Genomic DNA, 19,620 nt, shown 5'->3' with positions numbered 1-19,620 from the left:
GTCCCTCTTTCACTTCTCCGGATGCCGGATGAGACGGTCCGCCGCGCGTGCGGCGACCGCCATGATGGTGAGCGCCGGGTTGGCGCTGCCCTGGGTCGGCAGCACGCTCCCGTCGGTGATGAGCAGGTTGGGCACGGCGAACGACCGGCAGTCCGCGTCCACGACGCCGAGTGTCTCGTCTGCGCCCATGCGCGCGCCGCCGACCAGGTGGGCGTAGCGCTGCACGGTCATGGTCTCCTGAGCGCCCGCGGCCTCCAGGATGCGCTCCATGGTCGCCTGCGCCGCCTTCGCCAGCGCGCGGTCGTTGTCGCACTGCGAGTAGGCGAAGTGGGCGATCGGGAGGCCGTAGCGGTCCTTCTCATCCGCCAGCGTGACGCGGTTCTCGGCCCGCGGCAGGAACTCGCAGAGCGCGCCGAGGCACGCCCAGTGCACGTAGTCGGTCATGTAGCGGCGCAGGTCCGCGCCCCAGTGGCCCTGCGCCATGACGTGCTCCGCCCAGGTGATCGGCAGCGGCGAGACGGTCTGGATGGAGTACCCGCGCTTGTACGGCTTGGCCGGGTCGGTCTCGTAGAACTTCTCCGTGCTCACCTCGGGAGGCGGCGCCTTCCACATCCGGATCTCCTGCTCGAACCGGCCCGCGGTCTGCGGCGCACCCTGCACCATCAGGTAGCGGCCGACCAGGTCGAAGTCGTTGCCCAGCCCGTCCGGGAAGCGCGCCGACGCCGAGTTGAGCAGCAGCCGCGGCGTCTCGATGGAGTACCCGGCGATCGCGACCATCCTGGCCTTCTGGAACCGCGGGACGCCGTCCTTCACGTAGTGCACCCCGGTCGCGCGTCCGGTGAACTGGTCGACCTCGATGGAGGTCACCATGCTGTCGGCGCGGACCTCGGCGCCGTGCGCGAGCGCGTCCGGGATGTGGGTGATGAGTGGCGAGGCCTTGGCGTTCACCTTGCAGCCCTGCAGGCAGAACCCGCGGTAGATGCAGTGCGGCCGGTGCCCGAAGCGCCCGTTCGGGATGGCCACCGGCCCGACCTTCGCCTCGATGCCCGCCGCGAGCGCGCCGCGCAAGAAGGTCTCCCCGTTGCCCGACACCGGATGCGGCCGGTGCGGGTAGCGGTGCGGGTCGCCCCACGGCCAGTCCTCGCCCGCGACGGGGAGCTCGTTCTCGATGTCGTCGTAGAACGGCGCGAGGTCGGGGTACTCCAGCGGCCAGTCCGCCCCGACGCCGTCGCCGCTGAAGGTGTGGAAGTCGCTCGGGTGGAAGCGCGGCACGTACCCGGCGTAGTGCACCATCGACCCGCCGACGCCGCGGCCGGAGTTGTTCGAGCCGAGCGGCACCGGGTCGTCGCCGCCGATCTGTCGCGGCTCCGTCCAGTAGAGGTGGTGGGAGCCGGCCTCGTCGCTCACCCAGTCGCGCGCGGGGTCCCAGAACGGGCCGGCGTCGAACGCGACGGCGTCCCAGCCGGCGCGCGCCAGGCGCTGCAGCAGCACGGAGCCTCCGGCGCCGCAGCCGACGATCGCGATGTCGACCTCGTCGGTGGCGGCGAAGCGGCGCATCTGCTCGGCGAGCCGCGGCTCGACCTTCGCGCCGTCGGGTGTCAGCAGCCAGGCCGAGTCGTTGCGCTCACGGACCGTGCTCATCGAGCGGCCCCGCCTTGCGGCATGTCGTCCGGATGCGCGTCGGCGACCTCGAACGGCTCGCGGCGGTCGACGCCGAGGTTCTTGTAGCCGCGCGGGAACGCCGGCCCGGCGAAGCCGATCTCGTCCCAGGCGGCTGGATGACTGTAGAAGGCGGTGCAGGCGTAGCGCGTCCAGAGGCTCCAGATTCGTGCACGGTGGAAGCCGCGCCACTCGCCCTCCCCGTCTTCGATGCCGGAGAGGAGGTCGAGCTGCTGCTCCTCCCCGCACTGCGCGAAGGCACGGCCGTGTACGGCGTGGGCCTCGTCGTCGAGGGCGGCGAGGCTCGTCCGCCACACCTCCCAGTCGTCGGCCATCGAGTCGTAGTGCCAGCCGTCGGTCTCCTTCCCGGCCAGCCGGGCGTCCACCATCGCGGTCACCGGAACACGACGGTCCTCGGGATGCTGGTCGAGCAGGCGATCGAACAGGGCGGTCGCGGCCGCCTCCTCCGCCGCGTCGAAGAAGCGGATGTCCGGTGGCCGGCCGACGCGGGAGAGCACGACCGAGCGCGTCTCCTCGTCCCAGTGCTTCGCCTGGTCGAGCGCATGGAGACCGGGGAAGCGCTCGGGGACGTCGTCGCTCAGGTTGCGGGCGGTCACTTCTCCCGCCTCAGGACGGCGGCCAGCAGACCCATCCCGCCGACCATGGTGACCAGCAGCGGAGCGAGCAGCGGCGGCCCCATCTCCAGGTTGTAGCGGAGGTTCCGCCAGCCGCCGGGCTTCTGACCGATGCCGCGGGCATGCAGGTAGACGCCCTGCAGGCCGTTCGCCACGATCGTGGCCGCGGCGACCGGGAGTGCCGTCTTCGCCGCCGTCTTGTTGAAGAATCCCGCCACCCCGGCGACCGCGCCGACCGGACCCAGGATCACGGGAGCCCACATCCACCGGTTGCCGAAGCTCGCCTTGTCGTGCTCGAAGTAGATCTCGGCGGCGGTCACCAGCGCGCCCGCTGCCGTCAGGGCGGAGAGCGAGCGCTCGAACCGGCCCGTCTCCACGTTCCTGAGGAGGCGGTCGATCCCGACGGCGGCGCTGTGCTCGCGCCGTCGTGCGGCTCGGGGCACGGCTCGTCTCATCCTCTTATCGATCCGTCGCACGCCGGCCTCACTCGCCATCGATCTGTTCGAGCAGCTTCTTGGAGGCGCGCGCGATGTCGTCGTGATCGTTCTGCGCCGCGCGGCTCTCCAGCGAGATGACGCCGCAGCGGTGGACCTTGGCGAAGTCGCCGTAGGGGAAGCTGTAGCGACCCTTCGTCTCCGCGCTCTTCTCGGCGTCCTCACCGAGGTGCCAGAGCGCGTACTGCTCCCAGCCGTGCTTCTCGATGAACGCGTTCTCCGCGTCCGTGCTCGGTGCGTCCTCGCTCCACGCGTCCCGCTCGTCGCGGACCACCGTGCCCTTCCCGACGAGCGAGCGGGCGTGGTCGAGCGCCTTCCGGTTGAGCTTGACGGTCATAGTGGTGCCTTTCTGTCGTCCCGACGCCTCACCTCGGATGGAATGCCCGCTTGTGCGCGAACGCAAGGGGTTGACCGGATTCGGAGGCAGCGCGGAGCATCGGCGTTGGACCGGAAGGAGTACAGATGAGCCGCATCGAGACGCTGGAGGGCGCCGTCGTCGTCGTGACGGGCGCCAGCGGAGGAGTCGGCCGCGCCGCCGCCGTCGAATTCGCGCGGCACGGCGCAAACGTCGCGCTGCTGGCCCGCGGCGAGGCGGGGCTGGAGGCCGCGGCCGGCGAGGTGCGCGACGCCGGCGGCCGGGCACTCACCGTCCCGGTCGACGTCGCCGACGCGGACGCCGTCGAGGCCGCCGCTGAGCGCGTCGTGAGCGAGTGGGGCCGGATCGACGTGTGGGTGAACTGCGCATTCTCGTCCGTCTTCGCCGAGGTCGGCCGGATCACGCCAGACGAGTTCCGCCGGACCACGGAGGTGAGCTACCTCGGCTTCGTGTACGGCACGATGGCGGCACTGCGCCGGATGCGCCCGGCCGGAAGCGGGACCATCGTGCAGATCGGCTCCGCCCTCGCCTACCGCGGCATCCCGCTGCAGTCGGCGTACTGCGGCGCGAAGCACGCGATCGTCGGGTTCACCGAGTCGGTGCGCGCTGAGCTGATGCACGACCACAGCGACGTCGCGATCACGATGGTGCACCTGCCCGCGATGAACACCCCGCAGTTCCGCTGGCTGCTGTCCCGCCTCCCGAAGCAGGCGCAGCCGGTGCCGCCCATCTACCAGCCGGAGGTGGCTGCGCGCTCGATCGTCCGAGCCGCGCTGCGCCCGCGGCGGGCGTACTGGGTGGGCGTGTCCACGGTGGAGACCATCATCGGAAACCGGCTGATCCCCGGCCTCCTCGACCGCTACCTCGGCAGGACCGGGTTCGCCTCCCAGCAGACCGACGAGCCGCGGCCCGCCGACCAGCCCGCGAATCTGTGGGAGCCGGCGGACCGGCAGGTCGACCACGGCACGCACGGTCCATTCGACGACCGGGCGAAGCGGACGAGCGTGCAGGCCTGGGCCTCCCGGAATCGGCGCCCACTCGGCGCCCTCGCCGCGGCGCTCGTCACAGCCGCTGCGGTGACCGCCGGTGGTCGCGTCTCGCGACGCTAGGCCTTGACCATGGCGCACGTCGCGTGTACGCAGTATCCTCGGTCTTGACCCTGGACCCGGTCACCGAGCGCTCGACACAGAAGCCTGGCGCGGATCATCCGGTTGAACGTGAGGACGGGGATCATGGGATTTCTTCACTACGGACAGTCCGACTTTACGATCAATATCGAAGATCGAACGTTGGCGCATGTCAAAGTCGTGATTCTGACGCTGCTTCGGGATGGGCACAGCGTCGCGTTCACCTTCGCTCACCCGATGAGCGACGGGTCGGGTCGGGAGACGATCTGGATCACTCCCACGAGCGAGTTGCGGTTCCAGTTCCTCGGAAGTCGTCCGCCGCACCTCAACAGGGCGTGGATCGCGGACATGCTGCGCGCCGCCGCCGGCCAGTCCGGGCTGCATGTGACGGAGGAGCCCCGTGAGGAGACCCCCGAGCTGGTGCACATACGGTCGGAGCAGCCTGAGCTGGTGCCGGTCGAGAGCTGACTGACGCCGGGGCAGCGCCGCGTCAGCGTCTCTGCGCGTCCCTGATGACCTGCTCGGCGACCACCGAGAGCCGGGTGCCCGAGTTGCGGGCACGCGAGCGCATCTGCTCGAATGCCTCCGCGAAGCCGATCCCTTCGAGCTGGGCGAGCACGCCTTTGGCCTGCTCGATGAGGACGCGGCTGTCCAGCGCGTGCTGCAGCTGCTCCCGGGCGATGTCGGCGTGTCGCAGGGCCCGCTCCTGAAGGATGCCGATCGTGGCCACATCGGCCAGAGCCTGCGCGGCGGCGGCGTCGTCGGGGGAGAGCGGGCCGGCCTGGTCGCGGAACAGGTTCAGCGAGCCGATGGTGTCGTTGCGCAGCCGGAGCGGTATGGCGTGCATGGATCGATAGCCGACGCCGGACGCTTCCGCGGCGAAGTGCGGCCACCGCGCGTAGGCGGCCGCGATGTCGTCGACGGTCACCAGCCGGCCGGTCTGATACGCGTCCACACAGGGGCCTTCGTCGGCTTGGAGTTGAAGCAGGCTGATGAGCTGGCTCCGCTCGCTCGTGGACGCGACCACCTGAAGCGTCCCCGTCGGATCGGGGAGGAGGATGCCCGCGTCGGTCGCATCGAGGATCAGAGCGCAGCGTTCCACCAGGGTGTGCAGGAGATCGACGATGTCGTACCCGACCACCAGGGTGTCCGCCAGCTCGACGAACGTTTGGAGAAGCTGCTGTTCTCTGCCTGAGGAGCTCGCCATTCTTCCAATTTACAACCGCGCGTCAGAGCTGGAAGGTGATCTTCCGATCGATGATCCGGGTGGCGATCTCGCGCACCGGGAGGCCCTCGGCGAAAGCGCGGGCGCGGATGAGCAGGAGGGCGTCGGCGGGGCTGACCCTGGCTTGCGCGACCACCATTCCGGTCGCCTGGTGGACTTCGCGGCGCGAGTACGGGCTCTCCGTGAAGGGGCCGCCTTCCTCGGCCGGCCGACGTTCGATTGTCTGACTGAGGACCTGCATAGCGGCGATGCCGGCCAGCGTCTCGGCGTGGCCGATGTCCGCAGCTGTGAGGGGTTCCGGGGTGTCCAGATACAGGTCGACGGCGCCGATTCCGAGGGCGCCGACGATGAGCGGGAAGGCGAAGACGGAGTGGATTCCGGACGAGGCGATCGCGCTGGACAGGCTCGGCCACGCGGAGTTCGGCGAAACCGCGGTGATGAGGACGGGGGAGCGGGTGCTCAGCGCCTGCCAGCACGGGCCTTCGCCCAGATCGATCTGGAGCTCGTCGAGGCGAGCGGCCAGAGCGTCGGTCGCGCACACGGTCTCCACGTCGAACGGGTCTTGCAGCGTGGAGATCGCGGCGCGCGCGATGGGCAGCGACTCCAGGAACGGTTGACACAGCGTCGGCGGAGCAGAATGGTCGTAAACCATGTCTCACCAGCCCTTTCGCCTGCGCATGCCCGGTTTCGCGATGCGGCCTGGGTCCAGGACTGCGTCCACCCCCACGATACTCCAGACTGGCGCGCGTGCTTCTCGCGCGTACGCTGGCAGTACGTCGTCCTGGACCCTGACGTCATGAGCGTGAATGGGCGTGACGATGTCCGAGATCTCCCGAATTCGACCGGCAGTTCCGGCAGCCAACGAGTACACAGCGCTGGCGGCAGTGATCAGGGAGTCCGGCCTGCTCCGGCGGCGCTACGGGTACTACTGGACGAAGATCGTGCTGGTGCCGGTGCTCACCGGCCTGCTGGTGCTCGGCTTCGTGCTGGTGGGCGACAGTTGGTGGCAGCTGTTCACCGCCGTGCTCTTCGCCTTCCTGTTCACGCAGATCGCGTTCCTGGGCCACGACAGCGCGCACCGCCAGATCTTCCGCTCGGGCCGCTGGAACGACTGGGTGAGCCTGGTGGTCGGCGACCTGTTCGTCGGGATGAGTTACGGGTGGTGGCAGCACAAGCACACCCGTCATCACGCCAACCCCAACCAGCTCGGGACCGACCCGGACCTCGAGCTCCCGGTGATCGCGTTCACGCCCGGGCAGGTGGCCACACGCCCGGCCCCGCTGCGCTGGCTCCTCGGCCACCAGGGCTGGTTCTTCTTCCCGATCCTGCTGCTGGAGGGGCTGTCGCTGCACGCCTCCAGCGTCCGGCGCGTCCTCCAGCGCGAGCCCGTCAAACATCGTCCCGTGGAGATCGCATTCCTGTCGGTGCGGATCGTCGGCTATTTGACGCTGGTGCTGTGGGTCCTCTCTCCGGACAAGGCGGCCGTCTTCCTGGCCATCCAGCTCGGCCTGTTCGGCTTCTACATGGGGATGTCGTTCGCCCCGAATCACAAGGGGATGCCGCTGGTGCCCCACGACGCCCGGCTGGACTTCCTGCGCAGGCAGGTGCTGATGAGCCGCAACATCCGCGGCACCCGGATGCTGGACTTCATGATGGGCGGCCTCAACTACCAGATCGAGCATCATCTGTTCCCGTCGATGCCGCGTCCGCACCTGAGACGTGCCGCGCCCACCATCCGCGACTACTGCCGAGAGCACGGCGTCCCGTACACGGAGACCGGTCTGCTGGCCTCCTACGCGATCGTGACCCGGCACATCAATCGCGTCGGTCTGGGCGACGCGGACCCGTTCAGTTGTCCGTTGCTGGAACTGCGGCAGACGCATGCGGTGACGCGAGATATTTAACTGAGGATAACTCAAGAAACCCTTGCCATAGACAAACTTGTCTGCCACACTTCCGCCAGATCGCTTGGATGTCAGGGAGGTGGCGTCGCGATGATCACTCAGTTCATCCACTTACCGTCGGGGGCAACGGCCGCAGCACAAGGTGCGATATCCAATGACCTGACCACGGGGTGGTTGCTCGTCATTCTCGGTGCAGCCATGGTGGCGGCATTCGCTGCCCTGTTGGTCTATGGCTGGCCCAGCTCGACGAACCGTGAGAAAGCCGGCAACAGCGTTGTCCGGGCGTGGATCGCCGTGACGCTCATCGCAACGCTGGTGATCCTGACCGCAGCGACCCTGGGCGGAACGAACACCGCACTGCAGAACATCCTCATCGGCGGCATCGTCGCCACCTCCGGCACGGCGGTGGCCTTCTACTTCGCGACCAAGGCGAACGAAGCGTCCAACGCCGCGCTCCTCAAAGCCACAGGAGTGGATGGCACCAGTAGCGCCAGCGGTCCGCTTGTGGTCAGTAACACCCCAGCGCCAACGTTCAGTGTCCCGCCAGCCCCCGGTGATCCGATCACCTTCACCTTCAAGGTCTCGAATTCCGGCTCGCAAACCCTGACGAATGTTCACATCGCCGACTCGTTGCAGGCGCCCGGTCTGGCGACGTACAAGTGGCCCGGTCCAGCAGGCCAGCTGAAGAGTGGCGAGCACGCGACTGCGTCGAGTACCTATTCGATCCTCGGGACCGACATCTCACGCGGCAGCGTCCAGAGTCGCTCCACCGCGATCGGCACATCACCGTCGAACGCGCAGGTCGTCTCCCAGCCGGAGACGACGACCACGCCGATCCCGTAACGCTCATGCCGATCATCAAGCCCCAGGGAGCCCGCAAGGGAGCGTCCTACTATCTCGTGAGTCTGGATCGACGCGGCGTCGAACTGGACGACGACGACGGCGAGCCTCAGGTGGGGCGCCGACCCTATCGGGTCGGTCCCATCCGGCGGTCGCTCCGGCGCGCTTCGGACGCCGCGTTCGCCGACAGCAGCACACGCGCCGAAGACGTGGTCAAGCAATCCCATCGCGAGCGCTGCCTGCTCAGCGACGCGATCGCACGCGAGATTCGCAGTGCGCGGACGGCCAACCGACCATATAGCGACATCTTCTTCATCGCCCACGGATGGATGGCGGACCTCGGCGGGGCGATAGACACGTTCTCCGCTTGGGTCGAGCAGATGGAGAAGGCCATACCGCCCTCCTTGGCAGGCGCGGCCGCCTTCCGTCCGCTGGTCGTCGGTGTGCATTGGCCCAGCCGTCCCCTCCCGGTCCGGACGCAGCGCAAGGATCACCCGCTCCCGCACGGCTTGGAGCCGACCGCTCCGGGAGGACCGCTGGATCTCGACACCGAGACCAAGCCCACCTTCACGAACGTCGCCTACAGCGTCGTGCCGATCCTCTCGTTCTTCCAGATGGAGGCGCGAGCGGGAGTCGTCGGTCGTGAAGGAGCCGCGAAAATCCTCGCCAAGCTCCAAGACGCGGCAGGCGAGGCCCCGGACGGGACACAGGGCGGCTCGGCACCGCGATTCCATCTCATGGGCCACAGTTTCGGAGCGAAACTGCTGTCCGAAACGCTTCGAGACCCTCGCCCGCGTCACCCGGCGAACGTCCGATCGGTCCACACGCTCTTCCTCGTGGAGGCCGCGTTCTCGACGTGGGGCTTCGACCCCAAGCCGAACGCCTACAAAGATCCGGCTGGCCCGTTCTCCACCGTCCTCGATCCGCGAAGAAAGGTCGATGGGGCCGCCATCGCCGTCACGTCGAAGTACGACTACGCCCTCGGCAGGGTCTTCCCCGGAGCGGAGCGCCTCGAGTACATGGCCAAGCACTTCTGGCGAGGTTCCGCCTGGCGCGGGTGGGACACGCTGCCGCAGTCGGCGCCCCGGGCGGGAGCGCTCGGATTCTGGTCCTTTTCGGGAGTGAACTCGTGTCAAGACACGATTCGCAAAGCTCCTGCTGTGCCCCAGCAGTACGGATTCCTGGCGAAACAGAACTATCACCTCGTCGGTGACGCCGTCATCGACACGTCCGACTCCGTCATGGGCCGGAACACCGTGAAGAATGACAACTTCTTCGTCGGCGGCCACAGCAACATCGTGCATCCCGAGGTCGCGAACGCGTTCTGGCAGGCGGCACTCGTGCCGTGACTCCGACGCCGCGACAGCCCTGACAGACTGGTGTCAGTGTCCCGACCGACGGAGGCTGTGCGTGATGCGACCGTTCATGACCGACCCGGCGACCGTGGCCTCTCTCGAGGGCCAGCAGTACCTCGTCCTCCGACCCGCGGCCGACGTCGCAGCGTTCTACAAGGAGGAGCAACGGGACGCGCTCGACCGGTTGCCGAGCGGGCTGCCGCATCCGAACACCGGCCATGTGACACTGCGAGGTTTCGCCGAGCCCGAGCCCGAGCGCGTCGACGCCCTGCTCGACACGGTGAGTGCGTGGGCGTCCTCCACCCGGTCGATCGAGGTGGGGGGTCCGACGCCGAATGGGATGGCGTCCTGGACGGGTCACGGCGTCCGGTCTCGCCAGGGCCGACCGAGTGGATCGACACGGCCGAGCTGGTCTGGTACGCCGGCGGCCGTGAGCATGTCGCGGTCGTGCCGCTCGGAGGCGGAACGGATCGAGCACTCTAGGCAGTCAGGCTGACTGCGGGCCTCACTCCGAGACGCGGTCGCGTCCGGCCTTCTTCGCCCGGTACATGGCGGCGTCGGCGGCATCCAGAAGCTGCTTGGAGGTGTTGCCGGCGAGGAGGCCCACGACGCCGCACGATGCTGTGACGCCGACCTGGCCTACTGCGGTGTCGATCGGTGCCTTGATGGCCTCGATCAGTCGCGTGGCCAAGCTCTCGCCGCCCACCTGCGACGTGCCGGGTGACAGCGCGACGAATTCGTCGCCGGCCAGTCGAGCGATCAGGTCGGAGTCCCGGGAGGCGCCCGTGAGCCGGTCGGCGACCGCGCGCAGGACCGTGTCACCCGTCTCGTGCCCGTATCTGTCGTTGATCTCCTTGAACCCGTCGAGGTCGATGAACAGCACGATGCCGGGCTGTCCTTCCGCGATCGCCCGCTCGAGTTCGTGCTCGAACGCCCTCCGGTTGTGGAGTCCGGTCAGATGATCGACCAGGGCGAGGCGCGCCAACCGGGTCTCGTTGCGCCTGACGATCACACGGGTGATGTCGCGGCCGAGGTCGCGCGCTTCCTCCGCAGTGGAACCCCACGCGAGTGACGTTCCTTTCACGCTCTGCCGCCATTCGGAGAAGGATCGTCGCGGGGAGAGCGGTGTCTCGCGGTTCTCGGCCGACTGGTCCCCGAGCCAGCGGATGACCTGGGTCACCTCACGGCGGAAGAAGACGAGCACCCCTTCGGCGGCCGGGATCACCAGCAGGCCGGCCAGCCCCGGCATCAGAGTGGCGAGCCCGGTGTGGGTTCGTTCGACTTCGTCGGTGCAGAGGTACTCGGTGCCGATCGCCGCGAGCAGTTCACTGCGGTCGCCGTCGGGCACAGCGCCGATGCTCCGGCTGATGCCGTCCAGGACCAGGATGGCCCCGTCGGCGCCGACCAGGTCCAGAAGCTCGTCGCCGTTGTCGGCCAGCCCCTGCAGAACGTCTTCGGCCGCGAGCACGTCCGAGAGGAGGTTCGCGCGACGTTCCCGGATGGTCAGGTCGCGACGCAGATGCGCGATCGACTCGAGCGACTCCAGTTGCAGGGTGACTTGCGTGGTGAGCACTTCCAGTGCCCGGCGCAGCAGGATGGGCATCCGCCGCTCGGTGCGATGCGCGCAGGTGATCATCCCGACCAGACGCCCATCGGCGATCAGCGAGTACGAGACGGTGGAAGCCTGTCCCATGTTGCGCATGAACTGGAGGTGGTGCGGAGAGACAGCACGCAGTTCGGCCTGGCTGAGATCCAGAGCCGCAGCACCCGGGTCGTTCGAGAGGAGGGCCGTCCCGGGGTCGGAGGTGCTGACGATGGCGCGCGACAGCTTGGTGATGTACAGCGATCGGGCCTGCTGGGGGATGTCGGAGGCGGGGAACCGCAGCCCGAGGTAGGGCTCCATGTCGTCTTCCGCGGCTTCGCCCGCGACCTCGCCGTGCCCGTCCGGGAAGAACCGGTAGACCATCACCCGGTCGAATCCGGTGATGCGCTTGATCTCCTCGGCCGCGGCCTGTCGCAGCGCATCGGGGTCCGCGATCGCGCCGAGCAGGCGGATGGCGCCGACGACGGAGGGCGTCGGGAGCCCGGGGCCGTCGTCGATCGGTTCGAGCTCGACGACCACCCGTCCGTCGAGCGAGTGGGTCACGGCATCGAAACGGCGCCCGTCCAGTTCGACCCGCACGGGATCGCCGTGCGGTTCAGAGGCGACGCTCCACTCGAGCGAGGGGCTTCCGAGCGCGGTGACCGAGCGACCGAGCCACTCCGACGCGTTCTCGCTCGCAACGACGATCTCGAATGTCGCCGTGTCGACGACGAAGAGTATCCCGTGCGATTGGATACGGCCCGGCGTCCGGATCGGTTCCTTGACACACTCTTCCAAACGCCGGCGTTCAGAGGGATCGGACAGGATCAGGCTTTCAGTCATCAGCGCCAACACTAACCCGGGTTCGTCCCGGGAACAGTCACGCGGCCGCGTCGTCGAAGAGCCCGGCGTTGAACTCGAAGGCCACCGCCGCTTCTGCGATCACACGGTCGCGCTGTTCTTCGGTCCAGTCGATGGCATCGAGCGCCTCCCGATAGTGGTCCTTGAAGACCTTGGGCTTGTCGATCCGGTCGAACCGGTAGAACGCGAGGGCCTCGGCCTCCAGGTCGTAATGACGGTGAAGCAGGGTGCGCACGATCTGGCCACCCGAGAGGTCGCCCAGGTAGCGCGTGTAGTGGTGGGCGACGAACCCCTCCGGCCAGGTGGCGCCGACCTCGCGAATGCGCGCCGCGTAGCGGGAGGTGCTCGGCAGCGCCTCGATCCGGTCGCGCCAGTCGGCTCCGATGAGGAACGCCAGGTCGGCCTCGATCGCCGGCAGCCGGGTCAGCTCGTCCGCGACGAACGGGGCGACCACGGGGTCGTCCGAGAGCGCCGATCCGGCTTCTTCGAGCGCGCCGTAGATGAACCAGTACTGAGCCAGGAGGCGGATGTAGTCGTCGCGGCTGCCGCGCCCCGCCATGAGGTCTTGCATGAAGAGCGCGCCCTCGCTCCGTTCGTGGACCGCGCGCGTGCGCTCGCGGAGGGCCTGCGAGAAGGGGATCGGTTCAGGGCGCAGCGTGCGCGCGGCCGTTCCCGCCTGCTCTGCGGACTCGCTGATCTGCAAACCGGTGTCCTCCTGTTCGGCCTTCTCGCTAAGTGGCGACGTCGGAGTCTAACCGCATGATGACACTTCGCACGGAGCGTCGGCCTCCGCTTCTGCCCCTGTAGCCTCGTGGGATGACCTCAGACTCGACCGGGTGTGACGCGTGAGCGTGCACCTCATCGGCGGCGGCGCCACCACCGTCGCGGATGCCCCGCTCTACGCACCGTTCGTCGACGAAGCAGCGCAGCGAGCGGGCCGCGCGGGACGCGCGCAGCCGCGCATCGCCGTGATCTCGCTGCACCCGGAGGCCGAGGAGAAGGCGGCGGCGCTCGGCGAACTCCTGGCCGCCGCGGGAGGGGGAGCCGCGATCGAGCTGCGCCTGATCGCGGGGCGCCGTGATGAGCCGATCGGAGTCGAGTCGATCGCCGACGTCGACGGCATCGCGGTCGGCGGCGGCTACGTCGAGCAGGTGCGCGCCGGACTCGAGCCCGTGTTCGGCGAGTTGCGCCGGCTGGTCGCCGCCGGCGTCCCCTACCTCGGGGTCTCGGCCGGCGCGATGATCGCGGCGGAGGGCTCGCTCGGAGGCGGCGCGCGCATCGGCGGGGTGGCCGTCTCACCGGAGGAACCCGGCGAGACGGGCGAAGAGCTGGAGATCGAGGCGGGTATCGGCCTCGTTGACGTGGCCGTCGAGGTCCACGTCGCCCAGCGCGGGATGCTCTCCCGGCTGGTCGCAGCGATCGAAGCGGGACTGATCCCCGGCGCCCTCGGGATCGACGAGCGCACGGCCTTGATCGTGGACGACGGCGCATTCCGGGTCGAGGGCGCGGGCACCGTCTGGCGGGTGCTCCCGGCCGAGGGCGGCGTGCTGGTCACCACGATCGGCAGGTGAGCGTCAGCCGATCGCGAATTTCGGTCTGCAACTCACCGATGGCCTCAGTGGTGGTGATGAACCGTGACAGCCGCCACCCCGGATTCGGTGAGCCCGAGAGCGGGGATCGTGATCGCGCAGACGGCCGCCGCGCTGAGCGCGAGAGCGATCACGAACCGCAGCGCCCCGGTGTCCTGCGGAGCCGGCCGATCGCGGCGGATCACGACCGCCGATGTGCCGGCGACGGCGAGATCGAGCAACGACGCGACCGCCATGGGCGCGAGCGGGAGCACGAGAACAGAACCCGACGACGCGGTCGCGCCCACGACGGCCAAGGCCGCCCAGACGGCGACAGGAAGCAGGGCCAGCACGGGTACGACCGCAAACAGCGGTGGCCGGTCGCTGGCTAGTGCCACGGCAGCCCAGCCGAGTTCAGCGGCCGCGATCGCGATCAGGAGCCCCAGCAGAACCGGAGGAGCGCCGGGGGCCAGTGCTGCATGAAGCAGCCCGGCCCCCAGCGCGGCCACGGCGAGGAACGCCCGCACCCCGGGGGCAACCGCGGAGGCGCGCCCGGCTGACCTTTGCGTGCTCCGGACCTCCGCGATGCTGGCGGTCCCTGACATCCTGCTCATGGGAAGCGCCGTGGCCTGGTCGGTCAGGCGACGACCGAACGGGAGCGCACAGTCCGCTCGGCGCCGAGACCGACACCGAGGAGCACGATGGCGCTCACCAAGTGGAGGAAGTGGTCGGGGGTGTTCAGGGCGAGGATGTTCGCCCCGGTTCCGACCAGGAAGAAGCCGACGATGCCCAGGAGCAGGTAGACGGCTCCCACGGTGGTGTTGACGGCCTTCGCCGCAGCTGCCCGGGTGAGGCCGGCGATGAGCAACGCCGCGCCGATGAGCAGGTGGGCGATGTTGTGCAGCGGGTTGACCTCGAAGATGCCGAGGATCAGGCCACCCTTGGTGGCTACGAAGCCGACGCCGCCGGTGAAGGCGAAGCCGAGCAGGCCGACGAGCAGGTAGACGGCGCCGAAAATGGTGGCGACGAGGCGGTTCGGTGATGTGCGCATTGTGGTTCCCTCCCTGGCGGCGCACGGTCGCGCGCCTCTTCCTGACTCGAAGCATCGTCTGATTCGGAGTGGCATGAAGACCCCTTGCAAAACGCCTGGATTTCTGCTGTGCAACACCTGAATGACCGAGAGAGGAGGCGGCCGCGCCCCGCCGGCGCGCTGAGCGCGTGGAATTCGTGTTCGACGGCGGGCTGGTGGTCCCCTCCTCGCACGGCGCATTCTTGACGTAACCGAGCAGGCGTTCGATCGGCTGTCGGCTCCCGGATCGGGCAGAGGACGGCAGCGATGGCGAGCAGGATTCTGGAGACCGACTATCTGGTCGTCGGCGCCGGTGCGTCGGGGATGGCGTTCGTCGACTCGCTGATCACGGCGTCCGACGCCGACGTGATCATGGTCGATCGGCGCTTCGCCCCCGGCGGCCACTGGAACGACAGCTACCCGTTCATCCGTCTGCACCAGCCCTCCGCGTACTACGGCGTCGACTCGCTGCCGCTCGGCACCGACGCGATCGACACGACCGGCCTCAACGCCGGGATGTACGAGCGCGCGTCGGGGCGGGAGATCTGCGCGTACTACGAGCGGGTGATGGACGAGCGGCTCCTCGCCTCCGGTCGGGTCCGCTTCTTCCCGCAGTGCGACTACGTCGGGCAGGGGGAGTTCGTCAGCCGCCTGACCGGCGATCGCTGCGAGGTCACTGCCCGCCGAGCAGTCGTCGACGCGGCCTACCTCGAGCCGCGTGTTCCCGCAACGAGCCCTCCCGCTTTCGAGGTGGACGACGGAGTGCGATGCGGCGCCCGAGGTCCCGATCTTCAGCCCGAACCGGATCCGGCTGCAGTCGATGCGGATCGGCCTCACGCCGTTCAACTCGTCTCTGATCGGCTACGTCGAGGCGACGCGTTCCGACCCCGCGATCAAGAACCGTCTGTGTCCGCCCAACCGTCAACCGAACACCCCAGCCGACTGGATCCGCGGCACCCTCATCGCGTGGCAGGCCGACGCCCTCTGGGCCCGAGAACGCGACATCGCGCAGTGGATGGACGCGGCACGGACCAACATCTCGCGCGGACTCAGGGAGCAGCTGTCCCACCCTGACCTCGCCGCCAACCTGGCACGCTATCGCGCCGGCCTCGAGCCGGCGATCGCGAACCTGCGCCGGCTGCGGGAAGAGGGCCGTGCGCAGACCTGAATCTGGCCCCGTCATCGTCTCGGGTTACGACGCGGGGCCAGTACTCGGACAGCTTCTCTCTACAGTTGCGGAGTCGCAAGTAGACGCAGTTGTCCACCTGGATCACGAGAGCCGGACCACGCGACGGTGATCCCGTCCGCGCGGATTTCGCGTCCAACCGTGTCCGCTGCGGGCGCGGCCGGATTACCATGTGGCTGTCGTAGACACGACCGAAGAGCGTTGGGACCCGACCCTGCGTCTGCTCGCATCGCCTTCAGGCGCGCGCGGGTACGGGGTGATCGACATGGTGCTTGCTTCAGCCGAGCGGTTCTCTGTGGACGGCAGACCGTACGGCCCCTACGAAGGTGATCTGCACCGCCCATCGTGGCCGACGAAGACGACGAGGAGGCTCCTCGGTCCCTCCTGACAGGGTTCGAGGGAGCCGGCGCGACACGGACCCGCGACTGAGGCGGGGCGGCGATCGCGATCGGCGGGGCCCACGCCGCACCTTTCGGGCGGACGCGGCGTGGGTTCTCCTTGGCGGTTACCGCCGGAGCGTCGCCGACGGCCGCTCGCCGTACGCGCTGGTGTACGCCGCCGCGAAGCGGCCGAGATGGACGAATCCCCAACGGGTGGCGACCTCGGTCACGCTGACCGTGCCGGGCTCCGCGGCGGACAGTTCGCGATGCGCTCTCTCCAGCCTGAGCCTGCGCAGATACGCCATCGGTGTCGTATCCAGCGACCGGCGGAAGCCTTCCTGGAGGCTGCGGACGCTCATCGAGACGGCCGCGGCCAGCTCGGCGACCGTCCACAGGTGTGCGGGGTCGCTGCGCAAGAGTTCCGCCGCGTTCGACACCGGACGCTTCCCCGCCGCGGGTGCAGGCTCGGAGAGCCGTGCCGAGTGGTTGTGCGGCTGCGCGAACAGCAGGCCCTGGATCAGCATCTGCTCCAGTCGCTGCGCGGCCAGCGGGTGACCGAGTGGACCGTCCGGATGCGTCGAGGCAGCGTCGATCATCCGCAGCGCGTGCAGGATCGACTGTCCGCCCGCTCCGGTCAGGCTCAGCTCGGCGTCGAACTCGAGCGGGCGAGCGAGGCGTTCGCCGAGCAGGTCCTCCAGTTCGAGCTGCAGCCCGTCGCAGGGGATCATCAGCGCGATTTGGGAGTAGCGCTCGCTGAAGTCGAACCCGACCGGTCTCCCCGGCATGAAGACCCCGGCCGTCCGGGGGGTCCCGTACACGGGCGCGCCGAGCGCCGCGCGCATCGTCGCGGCGCCGCTGGTCGGGATGTTCAGGTGGTAGTTCTCCGCCTCGGCGGTGTCGAGGCGCACAGCGTCCCCGAACCGAAGGAAGCCGCACACGATCCGACCGACGCTCAGGGCGTTGAGGGTCAGGTCGACGGCGGTCGTCGATCGCGCATGGGGGAAGTCCACCGGCAGGAAGACGTCGGAGAGCGCGCGACGGGCCAGCTCGACGTCGCGTCCCGAAGCGATGCGGCGGCTCCTGAACATCTCGTCGTGTTGGGGGCGCATGCGGAGATTGTATGTGCACTAACGAAACGCGCGGGGGTCGCGCACTTCGGACAGGGCGCCGCGCTCGACGGATAGCCGCGGCCTGCCGACGTGCATAGCGTGGATGGGTCGCCGAGCCGCGCCCCCGTCGGCGGCGAACGGTGGCCCTCCCCTTCGGGTGGGGAGGGCCGCCGCATCCTGCTGAACGACCTCCCGAGGCGGAAACGTATGCACCCATCCACGATCCACGCGGCCGGCGTTCGATGACCGACGCGATATCCCCGTCGCGGAGGCGCACCTGTCCGAACTGCGGCTCGCGCGCGCGTGTGGCCGGCAATCCGTACTACGGCGTCGGCCTCGCGGTCCACAGCCACCTGTGGAGTTGCACGCGGTGCCAGTCCGTCGGGTTCGTGGGTATGCCGAAAGCGCCGGCCGAGAGCGACGCGGGTGACTCGGAGCGGCTGACCCCCGAGCAGCGCCCGCGTCGCGGATTCGCTCGTGTGGTCGGCTTCGTCAAGCGGTAGGCGATGGAGGACATCCGATTCGAGGGGCGTGACGAGTGGATCGCCGCGGTCGATCGTGCGCTCTCCCACCCTGACGCGAGCCCGCTCCTGGCCGCGAAGGCCCTCGACCGTGGGGTCGTGCTCACGGTCGCCCAGTTCGAGGCGTCGCACGCTTCGGGCACTGGAGTCTCGACGCTGAGTCACACGCGGCTTGCGCAGCTCGCGGGGCTCCCACGCTCGGTCGTTCTCCGTGCGCGCCTCGCCCTGATCGAGTTGGGGCTTGAAGACCTGGCCTCCGCGCCTGGAGCGCACCTGCACATCCGACGGGAGCTCCGTCACCGCTGAGCGCGAGTCACGAACACCTCTGTGCCCGACTCAGGAGGCGAGGCTGGCGACGAGGTTGACCGTCGCCGCGATGATGACGGCGCCGAACAGGTACGACAGCAGCATGTGCCGCAGGATGGCGGCGCGGATCCGCTGGCTGGAGATGTCGGTGTCGGAGACCTGGAAGGTCATCCCGACGGTGAACGACAGGTAGGCGAAGTCGAGGTAGCGAGGCGGGGTGTCCTCGTTGAAGTCGATCCCGCGCTTCCGGCTTCCGGCAGGCTCGTTGTAGTAGAGGACCGCGTACCTCAGCGTGTACAGGGTGTGGACGAAGAACCACGACAGCCCCACGGAGGCCACGCCGAGCGCGGCGATCAGATCCTTCCCCGGCGGCGAGGCGTTCTTAGTCTGGCCCAGCAGCAGCACCAGGGCCGCGAGGCTGGCGATCGAGGCGATGAGCAAAAGGGTGTCGCTGGTGGTTCGGGCCGGGTCCTCCGCCGCTGCATGCCGCCCGGTCTCGGAACCGCCCATGCGGGAGATGGTGATCCAGACCCAGACGAGATATACGGCGCACGCGACCGCCCAGCCCACCGCTGCGGCGTACGCCCATTGGCCGAACAGCCCCATCACAGCCGCTGCGACGACGCCGGCGACGATCATGATGGCGGTGCGGATCCCGGAGGTGTGCCGCGACGCCTGCTTCTCTGCGTTCATGCCACAGACGCTCCCACCGCGACGGCGTGCTTCCCAGGTACCTGAGCATGTCTTCATCGTTCCTCGGCATCACGATTCGTCGGCAGGTCAACCCGCTGGTCGGGAGGGGGAGCCGAGCCTAGGTTCGCGCTGAACACGGACCGAAGGAGGGCCCACTGTGGCTACGACATCCAAGAACCCGACCACGGCGGCGGCCGCGCCCCGAACGACGCGCGCGAAAGGTGCGGCCCCCGGCGAGCACGAGACCCGGCGCGAGAACGCCGAGAACGGCTTCGTCGCCTCGGCAGCGCTGGCAGGTGACCTCCAGCGGGTCCAGGTCGACCTGATCGAGCTGTCCCTGCAGGGCAAACAGGCGCACTGGAACATCGTCGGCCGCAACTTCCGCGACCTGCACCTGCAGCTGGACGAGATCGTGGACGCCGCGCGCGAGTTCAGCGACGCGGTGGGCGAGCGGCTGCGCGCATTTCACGCGACCACGGACGGCCGGTCGCGGACGGTGTCGGAGACGACAGCGCTGGCGCAGTTCCCGAACGGCGAGATCGACACCTCCGACGCAGTGGATCTGATCACGGACCGGCTCGAGACCGTCGTGCGCACGATGCGCTCCGTGCACGACGAGGTCGACGCGGAGGACCCGACCTCCGCAGACCTGCTGCATCAGATCATCGACCGCCTGGAGCAGCTGGCCTGGATGGTCAGCGCGGAGAACCGGCGCCCCGCCGTCAAGTGA

Annotated in this window: 22 protein-coding genes; 10 read left to right on the top strand and 12 right to left on the bottom strand. The window is 68.9% G+C overall.

All coding sequences use genetic code 11. The annotated features are described in order from the left end of the window. Positions 1–9: 9 nt before the first annotated feature. From ACFRFH_RS03025 to ACFRFH_RS03010, 4 genes are read right to left on the bottom strand one after another with little or no spacing between them, the layout of a single operon-like run. Positions 10–1,641 carry a GMC family oxidoreductase gene (locus ACFRFH_RS03025; protein ID WP_382461529.1) on the bottom strand — a complete coding sequence of 544 codons (1,632 nt, stop codon included), beginning with the start codon at positions 1,639–1,641 and terminating at the stop codon, positions 10–12. Then, positions 1,638–2,276, bottom strand: coding sequence for a gluconate 2-dehydrogenase subunit 3 family protein (locus ACFRFH_RS03020; RefSeq protein WP_382461528.1), 639 nt, complete (start codon positions 2,274–2,276; stop codon positions 1,638–1,640). The genes ACFRFH_RS03025 and ACFRFH_RS03020 overlap by 4 nt, the downstream gene beginning before the upstream one ends. After that, complete coding sequence (locus ACFRFH_RS03015) at positions 2,273–2,737, bottom strand: hypothetical protein (protein ID WP_382461527.1); 465 nt, start codon at positions 2,735–2,737, stop codon at positions 2,273–2,275. Before ACFRFH_RS03015 ends, ACFRFH_RS03020 begins: the two co-directional genes overlap by 4 nt. A gap of 40 nt (positions 2,738–2,777) precedes the next feature. Then, on the bottom strand, positions 2,778–3,125 hold the full coding sequence (locus ACFRFH_RS03010; RefSeq protein WP_382461526.1) for a hypothetical protein: 348 nt from the start codon (positions 3,123–3,125) through the stop codon (positions 2,778–2,780). Positions 3,126–3,250: 125 nt separating this feature from the next. Between ACFRFH_RS03010 and ACFRFH_RS03005 the strand changes: the two genes are divergently transcribed. Both ACFRFH_RS03005 and ACFRFH_RS03000 read left to right on the top strand, forming a co-directional pair. Beyond that, complete coding sequence (locus ACFRFH_RS03005; protein WP_382461525.1) at positions 3,251–4,273, top strand: SDR family oxidoreductase; 1,023 nt, start codon at positions 3,251–3,253, stop codon at positions 4,271–4,273. Between the two features lie 255 nt (positions 4,274–4,528). Then, positions 4,529–4,759, top strand: a complete 231-nt coding sequence (locus ACFRFH_RS03000; RefSeq protein ID WP_382461524.1) for a hypothetical protein — start codon at positions 4,529–4,531, stop codon at positions 4,757–4,759. A 22-nt stretch (positions 4,760–4,781) separates the two neighbouring features. Here ACFRFH_RS03000 and ACFRFH_RS02995 read toward each other — a convergent pair whose 3' ends face one another. Further along, positions 4,782–5,498 (bottom strand): GAF and ANTAR domain-containing protein, encoded by a 717-nt coding sequence (locus ACFRFH_RS02995; protein ID WP_382461523.1) that lies wholly within the window; start codon positions 5,496–5,498, stop codon positions 4,782–4,784. Between the two features lie 22 nt (positions 5,499–5,520). After that, positions 5,521–6,168, bottom strand: coding sequence for a GAF and ANTAR domain-containing protein (locus ACFRFH_RS02990; protein ID WP_382461522.1), 648 nt, complete (start codon positions 6,166–6,168; stop codon positions 5,521–5,523). Between the two features lie 166 nt (positions 6,169–6,334). Here ACFRFH_RS02990 and ACFRFH_RS02985 point away from each other — a divergent pair, with 166 nt between their 5' ends. The 4 genes from ACFRFH_RS02985 to ACFRFH_RS02970 all read left to right on the top strand — a co-directional run bounded on the left by ACFRFH_RS02985 (position 6,335) and on the right by ACFRFH_RS02970 (position 10,111). Further along, the gene (locus ACFRFH_RS02985) at positions 6,335–7,420 is read left to right on the top strand and encodes a fatty acid desaturase family protein (protein ID WP_382461521.1); all 1,086 of its coding nucleotides are present in this window, start codon (positions 6,335–6,337) and stop codon (positions 7,418–7,420) included. Positions 7,421–7,510: 90 nt separating this feature from the next. After that, positions 7,511–8,263: a hypothetical protein gene (locus ACFRFH_RS02980; protein ID WP_382461520.1), complete on the top strand. Its 753-nt coding sequence runs from the start codon at positions 7,511–7,513 to the stop codon at positions 8,261–8,263. Positions 8,264–8,268: 5 nt separating this feature from the next. Further along, complete coding sequence (locus ACFRFH_RS02975; protein WP_382461519.1) at positions 8,269–9,609, top strand: hypothetical protein; 1,341 nt, start codon at positions 8,269–8,271, stop codon at positions 9,607–9,609. Between the two features lie 64 nt (positions 9,610–9,673). Continuing rightward, on the top strand, positions 9,674–10,111 hold the full coding sequence (locus ACFRFH_RS02970; protein ID WP_382461518.1) for a hypothetical protein: 438 nt from the start codon (positions 9,674–9,676) through the stop codon (positions 10,109–10,111). A 9-nt stretch (positions 10,112–10,120) separates the two neighbouring features. On the opposite strand, the gene ACFRFH_RS02965 is transcribed toward ACFRFH_RS02970, so the two are convergent. Next, complete coding sequence (locus ACFRFH_RS02965) at positions 10,121–12,040, bottom strand: diguanylate cyclase domain-containing protein (protein ID WP_382462720.1); 1,920 nt, start codon at positions 12,038–12,040, stop codon at positions 10,121–10,123. 37 nt (positions 12,041–12,077) lie between these two features. Continuing rightward, positions 12,078–12,755 (bottom strand): heme oxygenase (biliverdin-producing), encoded by a 678-nt coding sequence (locus tag ACFRFH_RS02960; protein ID WP_382462719.1) that lies wholly within the window; start codon positions 12,753–12,755, stop codon positions 12,078–12,080. 148 nt (positions 12,756–12,903) lie between these two features. On the opposite strand from ACFRFH_RS02960, the gene ACFRFH_RS02955 reads away from it, so the two are divergent. Then, positions 12,904–13,629 (top strand): Type 1 glutamine amidotransferase-like domain-containing protein, encoded by a 726-nt coding sequence (locus ACFRFH_RS02955; protein WP_382461517.1) that lies wholly within the window; start codon positions 12,904–12,906, stop codon positions 13,627–13,629. A gap of 44 nt (positions 13,630–13,673) precedes the next feature. Here ACFRFH_RS02955 and ACFRFH_RS02950 read toward each other — a convergent pair whose 3' ends face one another. Both ACFRFH_RS02950 and ACFRFH_RS02945 read right to left on the bottom strand, forming a co-directional pair. After that, on the bottom strand, positions 13,674–14,240 hold the full coding sequence (locus ACFRFH_RS02950) for a hypothetical protein (RefSeq protein ID WP_382461516.1): 567 nt from the start codon (positions 14,238–14,240) through the stop codon (positions 13,674–13,676). Between the two features lie 23 nt (positions 14,241–14,263). Then, entirely contained in the window at positions 14,264–14,677 is a 414-nt protein-coding gene (locus tag ACFRFH_RS02945; RefSeq protein ID WP_382461515.1) for a DUF4383 domain-containing protein, read from the bottom strand. A gap of 838 nt (positions 14,678–15,515) precedes the next feature. Between ACFRFH_RS02945 and ACFRFH_RS02940 the strand changes: the two genes are divergently transcribed. Further along, positions 15,516–15,863 carry a hypothetical protein gene (locus ACFRFH_RS02940; protein WP_382461514.1) on the top strand — a complete coding sequence of 116 codons (348 nt, stop codon included), beginning with the start codon at positions 15,516–15,518 and terminating at the stop codon, positions 15,861–15,863. Positions 15,864–16,386: 523 nt separating this feature from the next. On the opposite strand, the gene ACFRFH_RS02935 is transcribed toward ACFRFH_RS02940, so the two are convergent. Continuing rightward, entirely contained in the window at positions 16,387–17,370 is a 984-nt protein-coding gene (locus ACFRFH_RS02935; protein WP_382461513.1) for an AraC family transcriptional regulator, read from the bottom strand. Between the two features lie 506 nt (positions 17,371–17,876). Here ACFRFH_RS02935 and ACFRFH_RS02930 point away from each other — a divergent pair. Continuing rightward, positions 17,877–18,197, top strand: a complete 321-nt coding sequence (locus ACFRFH_RS02930) for a hypothetical protein (protein ID WP_382461512.1) — start codon at positions 17,877–17,879, stop codon at positions 18,195–18,197. A 30-nt stretch (positions 18,198–18,227) separates the two neighbouring features. Here ACFRFH_RS02930 and ACFRFH_RS02925 read toward each other — a convergent pair whose 3' ends face one another. After that, complete coding sequence (locus ACFRFH_RS02925) at positions 18,228–18,890, bottom strand: DUF1345 domain-containing protein (protein WP_382461511.1); 663 nt, start codon at positions 18,888–18,890, stop codon at positions 18,228–18,230. Between the two features lie 157 nt (positions 18,891–19,047). On the opposite strand from ACFRFH_RS02925, the gene ACFRFH_RS02920 reads away from it, so the two are divergent. After that, entirely contained in the window at positions 19,048–19,620 is a 573-nt protein-coding gene (locus tag ACFRFH_RS02920; RefSeq protein WP_382461510.1) for a Dps family protein, read from the top strand.

The organism is Leifsonia sp. NPDC056824, from assembly GCF_042789575.1.
GTDB lineage: Bacteria > Actinomycetota > Actinomycetes > Actinomycetales > Microbacteriaceae > Leifsonia.
Note: the sequence above shows the minus strand (reverse complement) of the source record. Positions and strands in the feature narration are given on the sequence as shown.